The sequence below is a fragment of the Frigidibacter sp. ROC022 genome, from assembly GCF_024723735.1.
GTDB lineage: Bacteria > Pseudomonadota > Alphaproteobacteria > Rhodobacterales > Rhodobacteraceae > SLM-1.
This window is the reverse complement of sequence record NZ_JANQDU010000001.1, coordinates 705,495-723,317: the sequence shown is the minus strand read 5'-3', so window position 1 is coordinate 723,317 and position 17,823 is coordinate 705,495. Positions and strand designations below refer to the sequence as shown.

Genomic DNA, 17,823 nt, shown 5'->3' with positions numbered 1-17,823 from the left:
CGCTTATGCGGCCCCTTGTGTAAGTCCGCGCCCAGGCGGTGAAAAGGCGCATCTGGCCGCAGGGCCGCGATTCCTTCGACTGTCCGGAAATTTCTCTGATTTTCAGCGCCGACGCAAACCCAACTGACAGTTCAGTGTCAGTTAACCTTGGGTAAACGGACCGGAAACCGGCAGAATCGGCCCGCTTCTCCCCTCCCGTTGCGGCCCTGCCCTGGTCCGTTGCCGGGACCGGCGCCTGCCGTTCCTCCCCTTGACCTTGCGGGGCGCAGGCCCGAACTCTGCCCCATGCGCCGCACCGACCGCCTGTTCGAACTGATCCAGATCCTGCGCGACGGGCAGCTGCATACCTCTGCCCAGATGGCCAGGCGGCTGGCGGTCTCGCCCCGCACGATCTGGCGCGACATGGAAACGCTGATCGCCTCGGGCGTGCCGGTCGAGGGCGAACGCGGCCAGGGCTATCGCCTGACCTCGCAGATCACCCTGCCGCCGCTGACCCTCTCCGAGATCGAACTGGAAGCCCTGAACCTCGGCATGGCAGTGGTCGCCGAAGGTGCCGACCCCGAGTTGCAGGGGGCCGCCAGGGCGCTCTCGGCCCGGATCGAGGAAATGCTGCCCGGCCATCGCACCGCCCCGGCGGCAGGCTGGGGCTTTGCGGTCTTTCCCTTTGCCGATGCCGCCAGCGGTTTTCCGCACATGCCGGTGATCCGCGCCGCGATCCGCGCCCGGACCCGGCTGCGGCTGACCTATGGCGCCCCCGACCGCGATCCGGTTCCGCGCGTGGTCCGGCCTCTGCAGATGGAGTATTGGGGCCGGCTCTGGACCCTGACCGCCTGGTGCGAACTGCGCGAGGATTTCCGGATGTTCCGGGTCGACCGGATCGAGACGCTCTCCGACACCGGCGAGCCTTTCCAGGAAGAGCCCGGCAAGACCCTGGCCGATCACATGGCCCGCTTCACCGAGGGTCCGGACGGCAACTGAACCGGGCGTTCAGGCCGGGAACACGAAACAGCGGTCGCGCCGGATCGTCAGCCACAGGACCGTGCCCGGCTTCGGCAGAAACACCTGCGGCACCGTGGCGCTCAGCCGCGAGCCGTCGTGATCCATCCGGAACTCGACCAGGCTCTCGCGGCCCATGAAGCGGGCGCGCTCGACCACCGCCCTTGCCGGGGTGCCGTCCTCGGGGGTCGGCAACGGCCCGTGCCCGCCCCGATCAAAGTCGATCTTCAGATGCTGCGGCCGGATCACGATATCCACCGCCGCACCCTCGGCATGGCCGGGGGCGAGGAACTGGCCAAAAGGCGTTTCGGTCAGCGCCCCGTGAACTTCGCCGCGGATCACGTTGATATCGCTGAAGAAGGCCGCCGCCGCCCGATCCACCGGCGCGGTATAGATGTGATAGGGCGTGCCGCGCTGCACGATCCGCCCCTCGCGCATCAGCAGGATCTGGTCGGCCATCCGCATCGCTTCGTCCGGTTCATGCGTGACCAGCAGCACTGCGGTGCCCTCTTCCTTCAGCACCGCCAGCGTATGGTCGCGGATGTCGTCCTTCAGCCGCTCGTCGAGGCCCGAGAAGGGCTCGTCCATCAGCATCACCTTGGGACGCGGCGCCACTGCGCGGGCCAGCGCCACCCGTTGCGCCTCACCGCCCGACAATTCGTGCGGATAGGCGCGTGCCTTGCCCGACAACCCGATCCGCGCCAGCAGCTCCGCCACCCGCTCTTCCCGCTCGGCCTTGCTGCCCGAGACGCCGAAACCGACATTGGCCGCCACCGTCAGATGCGGAAACAGCGCGAAATCCTGGAACATCAGCCCGACCGAGCGCGCCTCGGGCGGCACCTCGATTCCGGGTCCGGCAACGCAGCGCCCGTCGATCGAGACGGTGCCGGCATCCTGCCGATCGACCCCGGCGACCAGCCGCAGCGTGGTGGACTTGCCGCAGCCGGACGGCCCGAGCAGGCAGACCACCTGCCCGGCCAGGACCTCGAAGGACACGTCCTCCACGGCCGCGCGCCCGTCGAATCGGCGCACGAGCCCCGAGACCTCCAGCCGCGTCTGCAATTCCTGAGGCACCGGCGCCCCCTTAACCCGAGTGAAACAATCGGTTTTGGCGCTCTAACAGGCTGCCGCCCGCCGGGCAAGATGCCGGGCCGCGACAGGCCGCCGCCCCCTTGCGGGGTGGCCCCCACAGAGGCGGCCGGGCCTGGCGCTCACATCGTCGTATTGCTGGCGCCGCCGTCCAGCAGGATGTTCTGCCCGACGATGAACCCGGCATGGACCGAGCACAGGAAGGCGCACATGGCGCCGAACTCCTCGGCCGTGCCCTGCCGCCCGACCGGGATCCGCGCCGCCGTGGCCAGCCGGATCTCCTCGACCGATTTCCCGGTCCGCTCCGATTCCGCCTGGGCCAGCGACAGGGTCCGGTCGGTCGCATGGCTGCCCGGCAGCAGGTTGTTGATCGTCACGCCGAAGGGCGCCACCTGCCGCGATGTGCCGCCGACATAGCCGGTCAGCCCCGCGCGGGCCGAATTCGACAGGCCGAGGGCCGGCAACGGCGTCTTCACCGATTGCGAGGTGATGTTGACCACCCTGCCCCAGCCCTGCGCGATCATGCCCGGCAATTGCGCCTTCATCAGCGCGATGGGCGTCAGCATGTTGGCGTCCAGCGCCTTGATGAAGTCCTCGCGTTCCCAGTCCGACCAGAGCCCCGGCGGCGGACCGCCGGCATTGGTCACCAGGATATCGACCTGCCCGGCGGCGTCGAGAACCCGCGCCCGGCCCTCTTCCGAGACGATGTCCGCCGCCACCGTCGTCACCGTCACCCCATGCGCCCGGCGGATCGCCTCGGCGGTGGCCTCCAGCGCCTCGGCGCCCCGCGCGTTCAGCACCAGATCGACTCCGGCAGCCGCCAGGGCCTCGGCCGAACCGCGCCCCAGCCCTTTCGACGAGGCCGTCACAAGGGCCCGCTTGCCCGAAATTCCAAGGTCCATACCGATCTCCTGCAGTTGCGCGCCGACCATGCCGTGCCCCGGCCCGATTCGCACCCCCGGCCCTGCAACAATGATCGGGCGGCGAGACAACTGTTTCCCGCCGCACCGCATTTGCGCCCGCCATCCCGGGTTTCGTTGACCGCTTTTGCCCGCCGGCGTAAGCCTTGAAGGGACCGTGGTGGTGGGATGGTCTTCGGCTGACGTCATTTCCGGGGGGAAACGGGCGCAGGCGGTGGTCCGACCGTGAATCCCACGGCCAGGCTGCCCAGTGAATTCCGAGTCGATGCCAGAGAAAACCGTGCCAGCCCAGAGTCTTCCGGTCTATCGATCGGCGGACTTCACCGTGATCAACGGCGCCAACCTGGGCGACGGGCTGGCCCATGCCGCGGAGCTGATGCTGGACGACATCTATGCCCTGCGGCCGCACGCACGCCGCCACCGGCTGGCGCTGAGCGGCGGCAATGGCGCGACGCTCTTCCAACTGACCGAAGGGTCCGAGATCGGCACCCCCGGACAGGATGTCCATCTCGACTGCGCCCTGACCTTCATGTGCCCCGACGGCGCCACCGTCGAGGCGCTGGTCTTCGTCGAGGTGACGCCGGACTCGACCATCGCCGCCTGCTACCTGCTGCCGCTGGCCCCGCTGGAGCCGCGCCGCGACTATGCGCTGGTCGCGATCGACCGCACCTCCGCCCGCGCCAAACTGGCCGAGATCGCCTGCGTGTCCTTCGCGCTCGGCACCCATATCACCATGGCCAACGGGCTGCAGAAACGGATCGAGACCCTGTCGGTCGGCGACAGGGTGCTGACCCGCGACAACGGCCCGCGCGCGATCCGCTGGATCGGCCGCCAGACCGTGCGCGCCACCGGGACCTTCGCGCCGATCCTGATCGCCAAGGGGGCGCTGAACAACTCCGGCGACCTGATGCTGTCGCCCAACCACCGGCTGTTCATCTACCAGCGCCGCGACCGGATCAGGGCCGGCCGCCCGGAAGTGCTGGTCCGCGCCGGTCATCTGGTCAACGGCGACACCGTGGTGCAGTCGGACGGCGGCTTCGTGGACTATTTCCAGCTGCTCTTCGATCAGCACGAGATCATCTATGCCGAAGGCATCGCCGCCGAAAGCCTGCTGATCGATCCCCGCACCCAGCCGGTGATCCCGGCCGAGGTCCGGGCCCGGCTCGCCGAAGGGTCGCGCGCCGGCCGCGACGACCGCGCCGCCTTCGAGATCGGTGAAGGGCTGCTCGACGCCTCGGTCGCCGCCGACCTGCTGCGCCGCGCCTCGGCCTGCTGACGCCCCCTTGCCTTTTCGCCCCGGCTGACCTTACGTCCCCCGGACCAATGAGGGGATGAGAATGCAGCTAGTCGACGCCATGTCACGCCTCGGAACCGAGAGCGCCTTCGAAGTTCTGGCCCGCGCCCAGGCTCTTGCGGCCCAGGGCAAGGAGATCATCAACCTCGGCATCGGCCAGCCCGATTTCCGCACCCCCGACCATATCGTCGAGGCCGGGGTGAAGGCGCTGCGCGACGGCCATCACGGCTACACCCCCGCCAACGGCCTGCCAGCCTGCCGCGAAGCGGTCGCCGCCGACCTGCACCGCCGCCACGGGGTCGAGGTCGATCCCGACCATGTCGTGGTGGTCCCGGGCGGCAAGCCGACGATGTTCTTCGCGGTGCTGATGTTCGGCCAGCCCGGGGTCGAGATCATCTATCCGAATCCGGGATTTCCGATCTACGAAAGCGTCATCCGCTTTTCCGGCGCCACGCCGGTGCCGATCCCGCTGCGCGAGGAGAACGGCTTTGCCTTCGACGCCGAAGAGCTTCTGTCGCGGATCACCCCGCGGACCCGGCTGATCATCATCAACTCCCCCGCCAACCCGACAGGCGGGGTCACGCCGAAAGCCGAAATCGACAAGCTTGTCAAAGGGCTGGAAGCCTTTCCTGATGTGGTCCTCCTGTCCGACGAGATCTATTCCAACATGCTCTACGGCGGGCGCGAGCATGTCTCTCTGCTGCAATACCCCGAGATCCGCGACCGGCTGATCATGCTCGACGGCTGGTCCAAGACCTATGCGATGACCGGTTGGCGGCTGGGCTATGCGGTCTGGCCGGCGGCGCTGGTCGATCCGGTGACGCGGCTTTGCATCAACGATCATTCCTGCGTCAACGCCGCCGCGCAATACGCTGGAATCGCTGCGCTTTCCGGCCCGCAGGACGCGGTTCACGAGATGGTCGCCGCCTTCGACAGGCGGCGCGCCCGGATCGTCGAACTGCTCAACTCCCTGCCCGGCTTCCGCTGCGCCGATGCCGCCGGCGCCTTCTATGCCTTCCCCAATATCGAAGGCACCGGCCTCGACGCCCGCGCGGCGCAGGACCGGTTCCTGACCGAGGCCGGGGTCGCCACCATCGCCGGCACCTCCTTCGGGAAATACGGCGAAGGATACCTGCGCTTCTCCTACGCCAATTCGATCGAGAACATCGAGAAGGCCGTCGAGCGGATCGGCCAGCTACTCTGACCGGCCCGCTTCACCTTTGAAATATCCCACGGGGGTGCGGGGGGGGGGTGAACCCCCCGCCTCTGCCGGCGTCGGCCCGCGCCCGGCGCCGGGATCAGGCGGTCGCCGCCGCCCGCGCGGCGCGGGACGCCAGCACCATATGCATCTGATAGGTCATTTCCGACCTTGCATGCGGCCGCAGCACCCAGGGCAGTTCGGCAACCTCGGCCAGGGTGTCGAACCCGGACCGCTCCAGCGTCGCCTTCAGCACCGGCTCGCCGCGGCCCTGATGCGCGGCACGTTGCGAATGGCCGCCGAACCAGCCCTGCGGCGCGGTCACGTTCGGCGCCCAGTCATAGGGCGTGGTGACCAGCAGCCCGGCCCCGTCGGCCATGACCCGGCCGGCCTCGATCAGCGCCTCGGTCGGACCCGAGATGCAATCGACGACATTGATCATCGTGCCCAGTGCAAAGGCGCCCTCGACAAACGGCAGGGCCAGCGCGTCGAGCGCCCAGAAATCCACCGGCATTCCGGCATGGCTTTCGGGCATCGTGACCTCGACCCGGTCATAGACGGTGCCGATCCGGCGTTGCGGAAAGCTCGCCCGGCCCTCGACCAGCAGCTTCTGGGCAAAGCGCAGGAAGGTCAGCGACAGGTCGGCGCCCAGCGTCACCCGCCCGGTGGCCCGCGCGATCTCCCATGCCGCCCGGCCGGTGCCGCAGCCGAGGTCCAGCGCCGGGCCGTCGGGTGGCGCGGGATGATCGGCCATCAGCCCCAGACCCGCCGCGACCGTGCCGGCGCAGGACGAGGCCCGGCCGCTGCCGGTCCAGTCGTCATACTGGCTGCCGCAATACAGGCTCATGTGGCTGCGCCGGGTGTCGTAGTCGCTGCCGGTCCCGGCGGCGTCGCCCAGGATGCTCTCGAGCGCGGGCGGCAGGTCGTCGCGGCAAAGCGCCTGAAATCCCAGCGATTGCAGACTGGCCGCCGGGTCCCGGGTGATCACCGGTACCCCGTCGATCACCGGGAATTCCAGCCAGCATTCGGGGTTCGAGCAGGTCAGGACACCGTGCCAGAGATCGCCCGCCCGCATCTCCTCGCGGGTCGCGATGGTGATCGGGGACGCCCGGCCAAGCTGGTGCAGGCAGCGCGGGCAGATCGGCGCCAGCGCCTCGAAGACAGCCAGCCGCATGGCCGCTCAGCCGCCGATCATGACGGTCGTGCAGCAGGGCGGCAGGATTTTTCCGGTCGGGCCGGGGATCGGCGCAACACAGGAGGCATGCGCGGTCGCATCACCGGCCCGCGCGGCGGGCAGGTTGCAGATCAACACCGTTCCGGAGCCCTTGGCGATCATCCCCGGCCCGCCGGGCACGCAGGGCACCATCATGCAGGGCTGGGAAATGTCGGTCACCCGCGCCGCCGGAGGCCCGCCGATCAATACGTTCACCGCGCCGGGCGGGACGATCGCCAGCGGCATCGGCGGATGCGGCACCGGGGTCGGCGTCGGCGCCGGCGGATGGATCGGCGCATGGCAATGCGGCGAATCCTGCAACATCATGTCGGAAACGCGGGCGGCGGGCGGCATGGCGGAAATCCCAGGGTTCAAATGCTCTTGCCGGCGACGATACGACCGCGCCGCCCTCGATGCAACGTCAGGTAAACCCGTCCCCTGCCCGGCTCAGGGCCGCAGCAGGAACTGGTCCGGCGGCAGGCTGGCGTCGAAGGAGATCACGATCCGCTTGCCCAGCACCGGCACCGGCACCTTCAGAACCTTCTCGTCCTCGGCCCCGGTCGCGGGGATGCCGCCCGGGGTGAATTCCAGCGGCGAGACATGTTCCGAAGACAGCACCTCGAGCCACAGGTCGAATCCCAGCAGCGCCGTCTGCACCTGGTTGGGATGTCTGCGGATGCCTTCGGCCAGGGCCTTCATCGAATCGGAGAGTTCGGCCATCAGTTCGGTCCCATCACAGTCGCCCGGTCACAGCAGGCCCTGGGCGATCCATTCGTCAAGCTGCTTCTTCGACACTTCGAAATGCATTGAATCCTCGCGGCTGAACGCCGCCCCCCAGACCCAGCCCTCGGTATTGAAGAAATCGGCCAGGATCGTCAGCCCCAGCTGGGTCTTGCCGTCGCCCAGCGTATCCAGACGCCCGTCGATGTTCAGATCGACCGCCAGCCCGAAGCTGTGGGTCGAGACCGAATTCTTCGACCCCCTGATCCGCCGCACGCAGAGCGATCCGGCAGTGTTGATCCGGTCATAGAGGTCGGGGTCGGCTTTCCTGATGTTCTCGAAAACCCGGGCCAGGCTGTCGGCCGCCGGCTTCAGCATCGAGACCCGGATCGGCCCGACCTGCTCGGTCACCAGGATGTTCTTCAACCGCGGATTGGTCATCGCCTGGCAATTGTCGTTCAGATCGGGGCGCGGCATCCCCAGCTTCTCGATCAGATACTTCGGCGAGGCGACGAACAGCCCCTGGTTGATGTTGCGCCGGTCTGCGACCAGCACCACCTGGGCATAGCTGTCGATGATGTCGTTTTCGCCGTTGTTGAAGATCTCTTCGGCGCCGTCGAGAATGCCCGAATTGTCGGTCTGGGCCGAGCGCAGCTCGTTCAACTGGCCTTCGAGATTGGCGATGGCGATCTGCAGGTTCTCGATATCGCCGCGCAGCAGTTCCAGCTCGATCCGGGCCTCGCTGTCCACCGCGCCGCCGACGCCGTCACTGGCGAACAGCTTGCTGCTGCCGCCGCCGTTTCCGCCATCCGACTCACCCGGCAGGATCACCAGAAACAGCACGGCAACCAGCGCCAGAACCAGCACCACCATACCGCCAATGAGAAGATGAATGACCCGCATCGCTGTCCAGTTAGGAATTCATGACCGTAAAATTCACCCTATACCCCTTAATCGCGGGGTTCCTGCCGTAGCGCAACCCTTGCGTGACCACTATACTGTGTAGACCAGCAAGTCGTTGTTCCCCAAGAACGACTCGTGTAAGATTTTGCCGGATCGACCGGCGCAACCCGTATCGGTGAGGAATTGCCATGAAGATTTCCCAACTCGTTCTTGCCCTGGTGCTGGGACTGTCGGCCGCCCAGGTCGGGCCGGTCTATGCCCAGGATGACTCGAACCTGTCAGCCGAAGAGATTGCTGAGCGGTTCAAGAACCAGAAGACCCGTGGCCTGGTGATCGCGCCCGGGACCGACACCGGCACCGGCGGCGAAGTCGCCGAAGGCGCTGCCCCGGCCGTGCCCGGCACCGTGGTCGAAGTCGCCAAGGCCGATCAGGTCAACATCCAGATCCGTTTCGATTTCGACAGCGCCCGGCTGAACGATTCCGAAAAGCCCAAGCTGGTCGCGCTCTGCTCGGCGATGAAATCGGTGGACGTCCAGGTGTTCCGGATCGTCGGGCACACCGATTCCTCGGGCAGCGCCGCCTATAACGAAAAGCTCTCGCTGCTGCGCGCCGAAGAGGTGAAGCGGCATCTGGTCAGCGAGTGCGGCATTGAACCGACGCGGCTGGAAGCCGTCGGCGTCGGCGAGGCGATGCCCTTCGACGAGAACGATCCCCGTGCCGATGCCAATCGCCGGGTCGAGTTCCAGGTGGTGTCCTGAACTGATGCAATCGGAACCGCGGCCCGGGACCAGTTCTGAATGACCGAGTCGCGGCCGAGTGATATCTTCAAGCCGGGCGACCTGCTGAACAACACCTACCGGATCGAGGCGATCCTCGGTCGGGGGGGTACATCAGAGGTGTATCGCGCCCGCAACGAGGTCTCGAAACGGCTGATCGCCGTCAAGGCCTTGAAGAGCGAGTTCTCGGACAACGAGGACTATCTCACGCTGATGACGCGTGAGGAGGAGATCCGCGAGATCCGGCATGACGCCGTGGTTCGCTACTCCGAAAACCACCGCACCCGGGACGGGCATATCTATCTGGTGATGGATTACGTCGAAGGCCCGGCGCTGGAAGCGGTGATGAACAACGGCGGCATGGCGGCGGAAGACCTGCTGAAGGTCATGACCCGCGTGGCGCAGGGCCTGCAGGCGGCGCATCGGCGCAACATCATCCATCGCGACCTTTCGCCCGACAACATCATCCTGCGCGGCGGCGTCCCGGAAGAGGCCGTCATCATCGACTTCGGCATCGCCAAGGACACCAATCCCGGCGCCAAGACGATCATCGGCAACGAATTCGCGGGCAAATACGGCTATGCCGCGCCGGAGCAGCTTTCGGGCAATTCCGACCCGCGCACCGATATCTATTCGCTGGGCGCGCTGATCCTGGCGACCTACCGCGGCAAGCGGCCTCAAATGGGCAACAACCCGATGGAGGTCGTCCAGAACAAGGCCCTGCCGCTGGACACCGAAGGTGTGCCCGAGCCGCTGAAGTCGCTGATCGACAAGATGTCCGACCCGATCCCGGATCGCCGTTTCCAGTCGGCGGACGAACTGCTGCGGGCGCTGGAACCGGGGCTCGAGGATCGCACGGTGATCGTGCCCCGCGCCGAGACCGCAGCCAGGACGCCCGAGCCCGGACCGGCGGCCAAGGTCGAACCCAAGGCCGAGATCATCGTCCCCAAGGACAAGCCCGCCGAAACCAGGCCGAAGAAGAAGAAATCCCGCGGCGGGCTGGTGTTCCTGATCCTCCTGCTGCTGCTCGGCGGTGGCGGCGCGGCGGCCTGGTTCACCGGGATGGCCGACCCGCTGGTCGCGCGCTTCCTGGGCCCGAAACTGCCGGTGGCCGATCCCTACACGCTGATCGTCGAACGGCCCGAGACCGGCGCCGCCCAGGTCGTCGGCTTTGCCCCCTCGGAAGAGGTCGTCGCGGCACTGGACAAGATCGCCGGCGAGATCGGCGGCTCCGCCGACCTGTCGATCGCCACCGGCGACATTTCCGAAAGCTGGGGCGCCGATGTGTTGGCGCTGATCGCCATCGTCGCGCCGCTGGACGAATTCCGCATCGCGGTCAACGGCAATGCCGCCCGGGTCACCGGCGTGACCCGCGATGCCGATCTGCGGCTGGCGGTCGAGAACGCGCTGAAGGACGGGCTTCCCGGCAGCCTGCAGGGCTCGGCCACCATTCTCCAGGGCCCGGTGATCGTCACCGAGCCGATGCTGCGCGCCGTCATCGACCCGTTCCAGGACTGCGGCCATCTGAGCATCGCCGACATGCCCGCCACCGGCTTCGGCCAAGGCGCCACGATCACTGTGCAGGGCCAGATTTCCAGCACCGCCAAGCGCGTCGGCCTGTTCGACGCGCTGACCGCGATGGTCGGCGACCGCCGGGTGGTGGTCGATACCGAAGTGCTGAACCCTGCGCTCTGCGCGGTCGAGGCCAGTCTGCCCAAGGTCGGCGCCGGCGGCTTCAAGTTCACCTTCGGCTTCGGCGACCGGCCCGACCCGAACCCCTCCGGCCGCTATTTCGTCGGCGAGAACCCGGTGATCGACGTCACGATCCCGGCCACGGTCACCGACGGCTTCCTGACCGTCTCGATCATCGACGTCAGCGGCGCGGTGTTCCACATCCTGCCGCGCCGGACCGAGCCGGACAATTCCGTGGAAGCGCTGCGCGAAGGCCAGAGCGGCCCGGTGACGCTGCGCCTCGCCTATTCCGAGGCCGATGCCCTGGCCGACCCGGAGAAGAGCAAGATCGCCTTCCGCGTCGACGCCTCGTCGCTGGGCAAGTCGAAGATCATCGTGATCCATTCCGACAAGCCGCTGTTCGACACGCTGCAACCGCGTGAGGAAAGCGCCCAGGCCTTTGGGGAAGCTCTCGCGGAAGCTGCGGCCAGCGCCTCGATCCGCTCGATGGATTCGGCGATCCTGACCACCGCCGAGAAATAGGGCCGGCGCAGCGGCCGCGCAGGCTCAGATCACGTCGATCACGATCACCGAGATATTGTCGGCCCCGCCGCCATCCAGCGCCATCTGGATCAGCTTTTCGGTCAGCGTCTCGATCGGCGCACCGACCATCGCCCGGCGCAGCTGGTCGAAGGTCGCGTATTTGGTCAGCCCGTCCGAACAGATCAGGTAGCGGTCGCCCGACAGCAGTTCGCCGTGCACCTTTTCAAGCTCCAGCTCGTCCCCGACCCCGACCGCGCGGGTAATCTGGTTTGATTGCGGATGCAGTTCGGCTTCGTCCCAGTTCATCCGCCCCGACTTGACCAGTTCGGCCACCACCGAGTGATCCGAGGTCAGCATCTCGATCTGCCCGTCGCGCAGCCGGTACAACCGGCTGTCCCCGGCCCAGAGCGCCAGCCAATGCCCATCGGCCAGCACCAGCGCCACCACTGTCGCGCCGATCGTGGTGCCGCGGGCATTGCCTTCGGCCACGATCGAACGATGCGCGGACTGGAGCGCCTCCCGGATCGCATGCATCTTGGTTGCCGGGTCCATGCCATCGGGCAGCATGGTGATCGCATCGACCACCGTCCGGCTGGCCAGATCGCCGCCCTCGTGGCCGCCCATCCCGTCCGAGACCGCGTATATCTGCTGCTCGGGCATCATCAGGATCGAATCCTCATTGACCTTGCGCTGCAGGCCAACATGGGTCTTTCCGTTGTAACGTATATGAAAATTGGTCATTCAAAACCCTCGGACCAAATCGGTGCGAAAATGTCGAAAAGCGCCGCGGCAGCTCGGTTGCCGGGCATCGAATGTGTCGTCATCAGCCGCGCCTGGCCTTCGACCGCGGTGGCGAAAACGGTCGAGTAGATCGGCCCCAGCCGCAGCGCCAGATCGGGCAGCACCGCCGAGGCATCGGAGCTGGAGACAACGATCCCCGCCCGCCCGGTGCGCACCACCGAGGGCTCCAGACGCGGCGCCAGCTGCACCGCCTCCAGCCGCCGGGCCAGTTCCTCGCGGGTCATGTCGTCGTCCAGCGCGTCCAGCGCGATCAGTTCCAGTTCCGACAGCGCCGCCTCCTGCATCGCCAGGGTGCGCATCGGCGCGTCGGTCGGCGCCGGGGCCACGAGGGTCAGCGGAAATTGCCGCCCGACCCGATCGACCGAAGGCATCATCACCCCGATCACCGCCTCCTGCCCGGCATAGCCCGGCGACAGCGCGAACCGCCAGATCGGCGCCGACATGTAGCGCTCGGTCCAGTCGCTGCCGTGATCGACCCGGCCGCAGAGAAGGGCCGCCTGCAACCACTCGTCCCAGGCCTCGACAAAGCCCTGCGAGACATTCATCCGGAAGAAATCACCGAGCGCCGGGATCTTGCCGAAGGCTCCGAAGGGACCGGCCATCAGAAAGCCCCTGTAGCAGGGGTTTCACCGAGAGACCCATCAGGTCTCCCCGGTCGCGTGACCAGGACCCGCATCAGAACGACTCGGGGCATTTGAACTTGGACAAGGCCGCCAGCCCGAACGGGTTGACCAGCGACGACGTCTGCAACTGGAAGATCGCGATCCGGCCGCCCACGTTGAAGATCAGCCGCTTGCGGTCCGCTGCGTTGGTGTTGCGCACCTCGGCACTGTCCAGAAGCCGGAACCAGCCCCAGGGGCCGTCCTTGTTCAGCACGCTCTCGACACCGTTCAGCGGCGGGGTCAGGCTGACCCGGCCCAGACCGACCGATCCCGGCCAGGTAAAGCCGGTGGGCGAAGGCTGGCCGTCCCGATGGGTGAAGGTGATCGACTGTCCGTCGATCTCCAGCACCACGGCTTCGGCCTTCGGGTCCAGCGCCGCCGGGGTGATCTGGAAGGACACCGACGGAGTCGGCCCGGTCGGGAAGAACGCCGCCCGGATCTCGGCCGCCAGTTCGAACTGCGCCAGCACTGCCGGCGAGATGCCCAGATCGGTGTCGTTGACCTTCTTGAAGGTCCAGGGCCGCGTGTTGGTATCGACGAACGGCTCCAGAGACTCCTTGAAGAACTTGTCGATCATCCCGTCGGGCCCGAAGACCCTCTGGAAATCCGCCATCCCGAGTTCCGCCGCCGCACGCCGGTTGAACGGATAGACCGAGGTCGCCGCCTGGCAGGTCGGCAGCACATTCGCCTTCCAGGCCGCGTCGATGCTCGCCCGGTTGCCGGCCGCCGCGAGCCCCGAAGAGCCGGTCCCGATCTGGGTCGCCCAACGTTCCAGCGGCCCTTCGATGCGGCTGGCCGCCTGGCGGAACGAGATCAGCGCCGGGATATCGGTGATCGGCGCGTTCTGGCCACGGAAGGCCAGCTTGTTCAGCTCCTGGCTGACCAGGGTCAGCGAGGCCATCAGTTCGTCCAGCTGCGACGGCCCGGCCGAGGCATCGACAAGGTTGTGCAGGAAGGCGAAACGTTCTTCCACCGGCGCGCCCGGCGGCTTCTGCGGCTGGCCGTCGGCGCCCTGGGCATTCTTCAACGCCCCGAGAATCCGCCGGTTGGTCACCGACAGGTCCTCGGTGATCTCGCGCTTGGCCACGTCCAGCAGCCCCTCGCCCACCTTCTCGGCATCGACCTGGTCGCGCTCCTCGGTCAGCTTGGTCTCCTGCGAGATCGCATTGAGGATGTTCACGATCGGAGAGGTCGGGCCGGAAAGCACCTGGGTCACTTCCACGGCGCGGGCCAGATCCTCCATCGGCACGATGTCGAGATCGCCCAGCAATGCCTCGTACTGCTTGATGAAGTCGTCGTAGTAGAGGTCCAGAACATCGCGGCTCAGCGCGATCAGCTTGGCTTCGTCCTGCTGGCCCTCGCCGGCCTCGCCGAGCACGAAGCTTTCCTTCTGCACCCGTTCCGCGACGCCCACCGCTTCGCGCAGGAAGACATCGTTGAAGCCGTCATAGGTGTAGATGCCCGGAATGCCCTCGGACAGCGGCTTGCCCGACGAGCGGGTCATGACCCGTCCCACATTCGGCCCGCCGATGTTCGAGATCCGGAACTCGGGCAACTCGGTCGCGGCCTTCGAGACCAGGATGCCGTTGTAGACCCGCTGCGCCAGCGGCAGCTTCGCCAGGACGCCCTGCGCCTGTTCGATCAGCGGTCCGTTCAGCGAAATCTCGTCCATCGGCGCCGAAAGCAGCGCATCCAGATGGAACGCCAGATCCTCGCGCAGCTGCGCCCGGCCCGGTCCCTGGAAGGCAAGCTCCCAGTCGATGGTCATGAACTGCTTGATCAGGTCGGTGTTCATCGGGCCCTGCTGGCCCAGAACCAGGTAGGTCTTGAGAACCTCGTACAGAAGTTCGGGCTGGTTCATGTTGGCGGCGATCTGATCTTCCAGACGCAGCAGCAGCCGCGGCAGGAAAATCTCGTTCAGCGCCGCGCGATAGGCCTGATTGACCTCGTTGCCCAGCCTGTCGCCCTGATACAGCCCGTAGCCCAGCTTGCCGTCCTTGTCGGGCCGGTCCTCGGGCGCCTCGTCGCGCTCTTCCAGCAGCCGCAGCGCCGTCGGGTTCACCGGCACGTCGCGCAGCGTGTTCAGCGCATCGACGATGCCGGGCAGGTCGGTATCGGCGATCGGGTTGCCGGGGATCAGAGATGCCTGCTCCTGAAACAGCGTCACCCGCTGCTCCACATCGGCGATCAGCTTGCGGTTGGCCAGGAAGCTGCGGGTCCAGAAGGTGCCCGCCGCGATGGCGAAGATCAGCGTGGCGGCAATCGCTCCGCGCACCGCCCACTTGTAGCGCCGCTCGACCTTGTCGTCGGCCGAGACCAGCCCGGCTTCCTTGAAGATCACCCCCTCGAACAGCCGGGTCAGGAAGAAGGACCGGCCGGTCCCCTGCCCCGAGCCGATCGCCTGCCGGCCCAGCCCGAAGGTCTTGGCCATGCCCATCATCAGGCGGTCGATCGGCGTGCCTTCCTGGGTGCCGCTGGTGAAATAGACCCCGCGCAGCATGTGCCGCTTCTCGTAGCGGTTGTCGACGAAGACCTCGGCCAGGAACCGCTTGGCGATTTCGCGAAGGCTCGCGACCTGGCCCGGGAAGCCCTGGATCAGCGAACGGCGCTGATGGTCGGTCTCGGCCTGCATCCGTTCCAGAAGCTGAAGGTTGAGCTGGCCCAGCAGCGCGCCGAACTCCTCGTCGAAGGAGGCCACCGGGGATTTCTCGCCGCGCGACTTGTCCAGCGGCAGGGTAAAGCCCCAGACCTGCTCGCGTTCCTCCTTGCCGAGATCGTCGAAATACTCGGTGAATCCGGCGATCAGGTCGGCCTTGGTGAAGATGACGTAGACCGGGAACCGGACCCCCAGCTTCTCGCGCAGCTCGTGCAGCCGCCGCCGCACCGCCTTGGCATGGGCCATCTGCGTGGTCTCGTCCTGCAGCGACAGGTCGCTGAGCGAGATCGCCACCATGGCGCCGTTGATCGGTTGCCGCTTGCGGTGCTTCTTCAGCAGCGACAGGAAGCCGAGCCAGCCGGCGTTGTCGGTGGTCGCGTCGCTTTCCTGGGTCGTGTAGCGGCCCGCGGTATCGATCAGAACCGCGTTCTCGGTGAACCACCAGTCGCAGTTCCGCGTGCCGCCGACGCCGCCGATGGCCCCCTTGCCCAGCTCGTCCGCCAGCGGGAATTGCAGCCCCGAGTTGACGATCGCCGTGGTCTTTCCGGCGCCCGGCGGGCCGATCATCACATACCAGGGCATCTCGTTCAGATGCCGACGGCCCATCTTCGACTTGCGAAGCTTGATCAGCGCGGCGCGCAGTTTCTCGCGCACGTCGCCCAGTTCCGCCTTGACCGCCTCGTCCGCCGGGTCCTCCTCGGCGACCTGTTCCGAGATGTCCTCGGTCAGCTTGCGGTCCTTCTTGTTGCGAACCAGGTGGATGATCAGCATCAACAGCAGCACGAAGAGCCACAGGATGGCGATCACGATCACCCGCGGCAGCACCGCCTCGAACGGATGGGTCTCGCCAAGCAGCGGCCCGTAGAACCAGAACACCAGCGACAGGATCAGCGTGATCAGCGGGAACACGAAGACGGAAGAGATCAGGAAACGTAACCAGCGGCGCATCAGGTGCCCTCCTGCTTGACCAGGAAGATTTCAATTCGACGGTTCTTGGCACGGCCTTCCGGCGTGGAGTTGTCCCCGATCGGGTCCTTCTCGCCGCGGCCCTCGGCTGTCAGCCGGTCGAACCCGCCCAGTTCGGCCGCCAGCAGCTTGGCCACGGTCTGGGCCCGCGCCAGTGACAGTTCCTTGTTGTCCTTGAACCGGCCGCGGCCCGACAGCGGGATCGAATCCGAATAGCCGGCCACGATCAGTGGTCCGGGCTGATCCTTCAGGGCCTGGCCGACGCGGGCGATCAGGTCCTCGACCCCGCCTTCCACCTGATCCGATCCGGACTTGAACAGCGCGGTGCCGACCAGACGGACCACCAGCGTGTTGCCCTTCTCGAAGACCTCGACCTTGCCTTCCCGGACCTCGTCTTCGAGGAAGCCGGTGGTCTTGTCGATCACCACCTTGGCTTCCGGGGTCGGCGGCGGTGGCGGCGGCGGCGGGGCCCGGCGTTCCAGCACCGCGACCGTGCCGTTGGACAGCGCCGAGATCTGCCCGACCAGCGTGCCGGTCTGCTGGCTCAGGGCAAAGCTCAGCCCGCCATAGGTCGCGGCCAGGATCAGCGAGGTGACGCCGACCGCGATCCAGACCGGCTTCCAGACCGACAGCCGGCGCAGCGGCTTGTCGAGCCCCTTCCAGCGCGGTGAAAGATCACGTTCGATTGCGCCGCGCTGGCCGCGGATGATCCGGGCCAGAGAGTTGCGGATTTGCAGGTGCTTGTCGCCGCCGCGATCCTCGACCCGCAGCCGGCCCTCGAAGCCCAGCGACAGGCAGGTATAGAGAAATTCCAGCAGGTCGATGTTCTGGCCCGGGTCCTTTTCCAGTCGCGCCAGCAGGTCATAGAAGCGGTCGCCGCCCACCGTCTCGCGGTGGAAGGTGCCGACCATCGACTGCAGGGCCCAGTTCGACTGTCCGCCCCAGGGCGTGTTCAGCACCACATCGTCCAGTGTCGCGCAAAGCGCATAGCGCGCCACCTTGACCGTCTGCGGTTCGATCTGGGCACTCAGGGCCCGGCTCTCGAAAGCCCGCACCTCGGCCACCACGGATTGGCGCAGCTTGTCCGGGTCGACATGCTGGGCCCGGTTCCGGATCCGCGAAATCAAGGCGAACAGCGGCGAGGCGCAGGCGTTCAGCGCGTTCATCCCGGTCATGGCGATGGCCTGATCGGCCGAGGCCTTGGCACCGCCACGCGGCCCCTGCGGCACACCATAGGCTTCGCCGCCCTGCGGGCTCTGTTGCGAAGCGCCGCCGCCCTCGAAGGGCGAGGCGACCGGAGTCGAGACGGGCGCCGCGGTGCCGCGCCGGCCGCCCGGATTCGGCCGGATCACCGTGCGTTCGCCGTCGTCCTTTTCAGCGAAGGGATCGTCCCCTGACATGCGCGTGATCTCTCC

15 protein-coding genes are annotated in these 17,823 nt (G+C 67.1%); 5 read left to right on the top strand and 10 right to left on the bottom strand.

Annotated features, from left to right (window positions below; all coding sequences use genetic code 11):
* Positions 1-285: 285 nt before the first annotated feature.
* Positions 286-978 carry a helix-turn-helix transcriptional regulator gene (locus NUW50_RS03475; RefSeq protein WP_258287671.1) on the top strand — a complete coding sequence of 231 codons (693 nt, stop codon included), beginning with the start codon at positions 286-288 and terminating at the stop codon, positions 976-978.
* Between the two features lie 9 nt (positions 979-987).
* Here the strand turns inward: NUW50_RS03475 and NUW50_RS03470 are convergent, their stop codons facing one another.
* A complete protein-coding gene (locus NUW50_RS03470) occupies positions 988-2,070 on the bottom strand; it encodes an ABC transporter ATP-binding protein (RefSeq protein ID WP_258287670.1) in 1,083 nt (360 codons plus the stop codon).
* Between the two features lie 137 nt (positions 2,071-2,207).
* Entirely contained in the window at positions 2,208-2,987 is a 780-nt protein-coding gene (locus NUW50_RS03465; RefSeq protein WP_258287669.1) for an SDR family oxidoreductase, read from the bottom strand.
* Between the two features lie 298 nt (positions 2,988-3,285).
* Here NUW50_RS03465 and NUW50_RS03460 point away from each other — a divergent pair, with 298 nt between their 5' ends.
* Both NUW50_RS03460 and NUW50_RS03455 read left to right on the top strand, forming a co-directional pair.
* Complete coding sequence (locus NUW50_RS03460; RefSeq protein ID WP_338001342.1) at positions 3,286-4,281, top strand: Hint domain-containing protein; 996 nt, start codon at positions 3,286-3,288, stop codon at positions 4,279-4,281.
* A gap of 61 nt (positions 4,282-4,342) precedes the next feature.
* Positions 4,343-5,503 carry a pyridoxal phosphate-dependent aminotransferase gene (locus tag NUW50_RS03455; RefSeq protein ID WP_258287667.1) on the top strand — a complete coding sequence of 387 codons (1,161 nt, stop codon included), beginning with the start codon at positions 4,343-4,345 and terminating at the stop codon, positions 5,501-5,503.
* 94 nt (positions 5,504-5,597) lie between these two features.
* Here the strand turns inward: NUW50_RS03455 and NUW50_RS03450 are convergent, their stop codons facing one another.
* The 4 genes from NUW50_RS03450 to NUW50_RS03435 all read right to left on the bottom strand — a co-directional run bounded on the left by NUW50_RS03450 (position 5,598) and on the right by NUW50_RS03435 (position 8,333).
* A complete protein-coding gene (locus tag NUW50_RS03450) occupies positions 5,598-6,671 on the bottom strand; it encodes a class I SAM-dependent methyltransferase (protein ID WP_258287666.1) in 1,074 nt (357 codons plus the stop codon).
* A 6-nt stretch (positions 6,672-6,677) separates the two neighbouring features.
* Complete coding sequence (locus NUW50_RS03445) at positions 6,678-7,064, bottom strand: PAAR domain-containing protein (RefSeq protein ID WP_258287665.1); 387 nt, start codon at positions 7,062-7,064, stop codon at positions 6,678-6,680.
* A gap of 93 nt (positions 7,065-7,157) precedes the next feature.
* Positions 7,158-7,430 (bottom strand): hypothetical protein, encoded by a 273-nt coding sequence (locus NUW50_RS03440; RefSeq protein WP_258287664.1) that lies wholly within the window; start codon positions 7,428-7,430, stop codon positions 7,158-7,160.
* Positions 7,431-7,457: 27 nt separating this feature from the next.
* Positions 7,458-8,333, bottom strand: a complete 876-nt coding sequence (locus NUW50_RS03435; RefSeq protein ID WP_258287663.1) for a M15 family metallopeptidase — start codon at positions 8,331-8,333, stop codon at positions 7,458-7,460.
* Between the two features lie 188 nt (positions 8,334-8,521).
* Here NUW50_RS03435 and NUW50_RS03430 point away from each other — a divergent pair, with 188 nt between their 5' ends.
* Both NUW50_RS03430 and NUW50_RS03425 read left to right on the top strand, forming a co-directional pair.
* Positions 8,522-9,091, top strand: a complete 570-nt coding sequence (locus NUW50_RS03430; RefSeq protein WP_258287662.1) for an OmpA family protein — start codon at positions 8,522-8,524, stop codon at positions 9,089-9,091.
* Between the two features lie 39 nt (positions 9,092-9,130).
* Entirely contained in the window at positions 9,131-11,323 is a 2,193-nt protein-coding gene (locus NUW50_RS03425) for a serine/threonine protein kinase (RefSeq protein WP_258287661.1), read from the top strand.
* Between the two features lie 24 nt (positions 11,324-11,347).
* Here NUW50_RS03425 and NUW50_RS03420 read toward each other — a convergent pair whose 3' ends face one another.
* The 4 genes from NUW50_RS03420 to icmH form a co-directional block, all read right to left on the bottom strand.
* Positions 11,348-12,064: a PP2C family protein-serine/threonine phosphatase gene (locus tag NUW50_RS03420; protein WP_258287660.1), complete on the bottom strand. Its 717-nt coding sequence runs from the start codon at positions 12,062-12,064 to the stop codon at positions 11,348-11,350.
* The gene (tagF, locus tag NUW50_RS03415) at positions 12,061-12,726 is read right to left on the bottom strand and encodes a type VI secretion system-associated protein TagF (RefSeq protein ID WP_258287659.1); all 666 of its coding nucleotides are present in this window, start codon (positions 12,724-12,726) and stop codon (positions 12,061-12,063) included. The genes NUW50_RS03420 and tagF overlap by 4 nt, the downstream gene beginning before the upstream one ends.
* A 73-nt stretch (positions 12,727-12,799) precedes the next feature.
* Positions 12,800-16,390 (bottom strand): type VI secretion system membrane subunit TssM, encoded by a 3,591-nt coding sequence (tssM, locus tag NUW50_RS03410; protein ID WP_258287658.1) that lies wholly within the window; start codon positions 16,388-16,390, stop codon positions 12,800-12,802.
* Complete coding sequence (gene icmH / locus NUW50_RS03405; protein WP_258287657.1) at positions 16,390-17,808, bottom strand: type IVB secretion system protein IcmH/DotU; 1,419 nt, start codon at positions 17,806-17,808, stop codon at positions 16,390-16,392. The genes tssM and icmH overlap by 1 nt, the downstream gene beginning before the upstream one ends.
* Positions 17,809-17,823 lie beyond the last annotated feature (15 nt).

Excerpts from the sequence above, each read along its gene's own strand:
- NUW50_RS03425 (WP_258287661.1), top strand. The coding sequence starts at position 9,131 with ATGACCGAGTCGCGGCCGAGTGATATCTTCAAGCCGGGCGACCTGCTG.
- NUW50_RS03420 (WP_258287660.1), bottom strand. The coding sequence starts at position 12,064 with ATGACCAATTTTCATATACGTTACAACGGAAAGACCCATGTTGGCCTG.
- NUW50_RS03455 (WP_258287667.1), top strand. The coding sequence starts at position 4,343 with ATGCAGCTAGTCGACGCCATGTCACGCCTCGGAACCGAGAGCGCCTTC.
- NUW50_RS03465 (WP_258287669.1), bottom strand. The coding sequence starts at position 2,987 with ATGGACCTTGGAATTTCGGGCAAGCGGGCCCTTGTGACGGCCTCGTCG.
- NUW50_RS03435 (WP_258287663.1), bottom strand. The coding sequence starts at position 8,333 with ATGCGGGTCATTCATCTTCTCATTGGCGGTATGGTGGTGCTGGTTCTG.
- NUW50_RS03440 (WP_258287664.1), bottom strand. The coding sequence starts at position 7,430 with ATGGCCGAACTCTCCGATTCGATGAAGGCCCTGGCCGAAGGCATCCGC.
- NUW50_RS03430 (WP_258287662.1), top strand. The coding sequence starts at position 8,522 with ATGAAGATTTCCCAACTCGTTCTTGCCCTGGTGCTGGGACTGTCGGCC.
- NUW50_RS03445 (WP_258287665.1), bottom strand. The coding sequence starts at position 7,064 with ATGCCGCCCGCCGCCCGCGTTTCCGACATGATGTTGCAGGATTCGCCG.
- icmH (WP_258287657.1), bottom strand. The coding sequence starts at position 17,808 with ATGTCAGGGGACGATCCCTTCGCTGAAAAGGACGACGGCGAACGCACG.
- NUW50_RS03450 (WP_258287666.1), bottom strand. The coding sequence starts at position 6,671 with ATGCGGCTGGCTGTCTTCGAGGCGCTGGCGCCGATCTGCCCGCGCTGC.
- tssM (WP_258287658.1), bottom strand. The coding sequence starts at position 16,390 with ATGCGCCGCTGGTTACGTTTCCTGATCTCTTCCGTCTTCGTGTTCCCG.
- tagF (WP_258287659.1), bottom strand. The coding sequence starts at position 12,726 with ATGGCCGGTCCCTTCGGAGCCTTCGGCAAGATCCCGGCGCTCGGTGAT.
- NUW50_RS03475 (WP_258287671.1), top strand. The coding sequence starts at position 286 with ATGCGCCGCACCGACCGCCTGTTCGAACTGATCCAGATCCTGCGCGAC.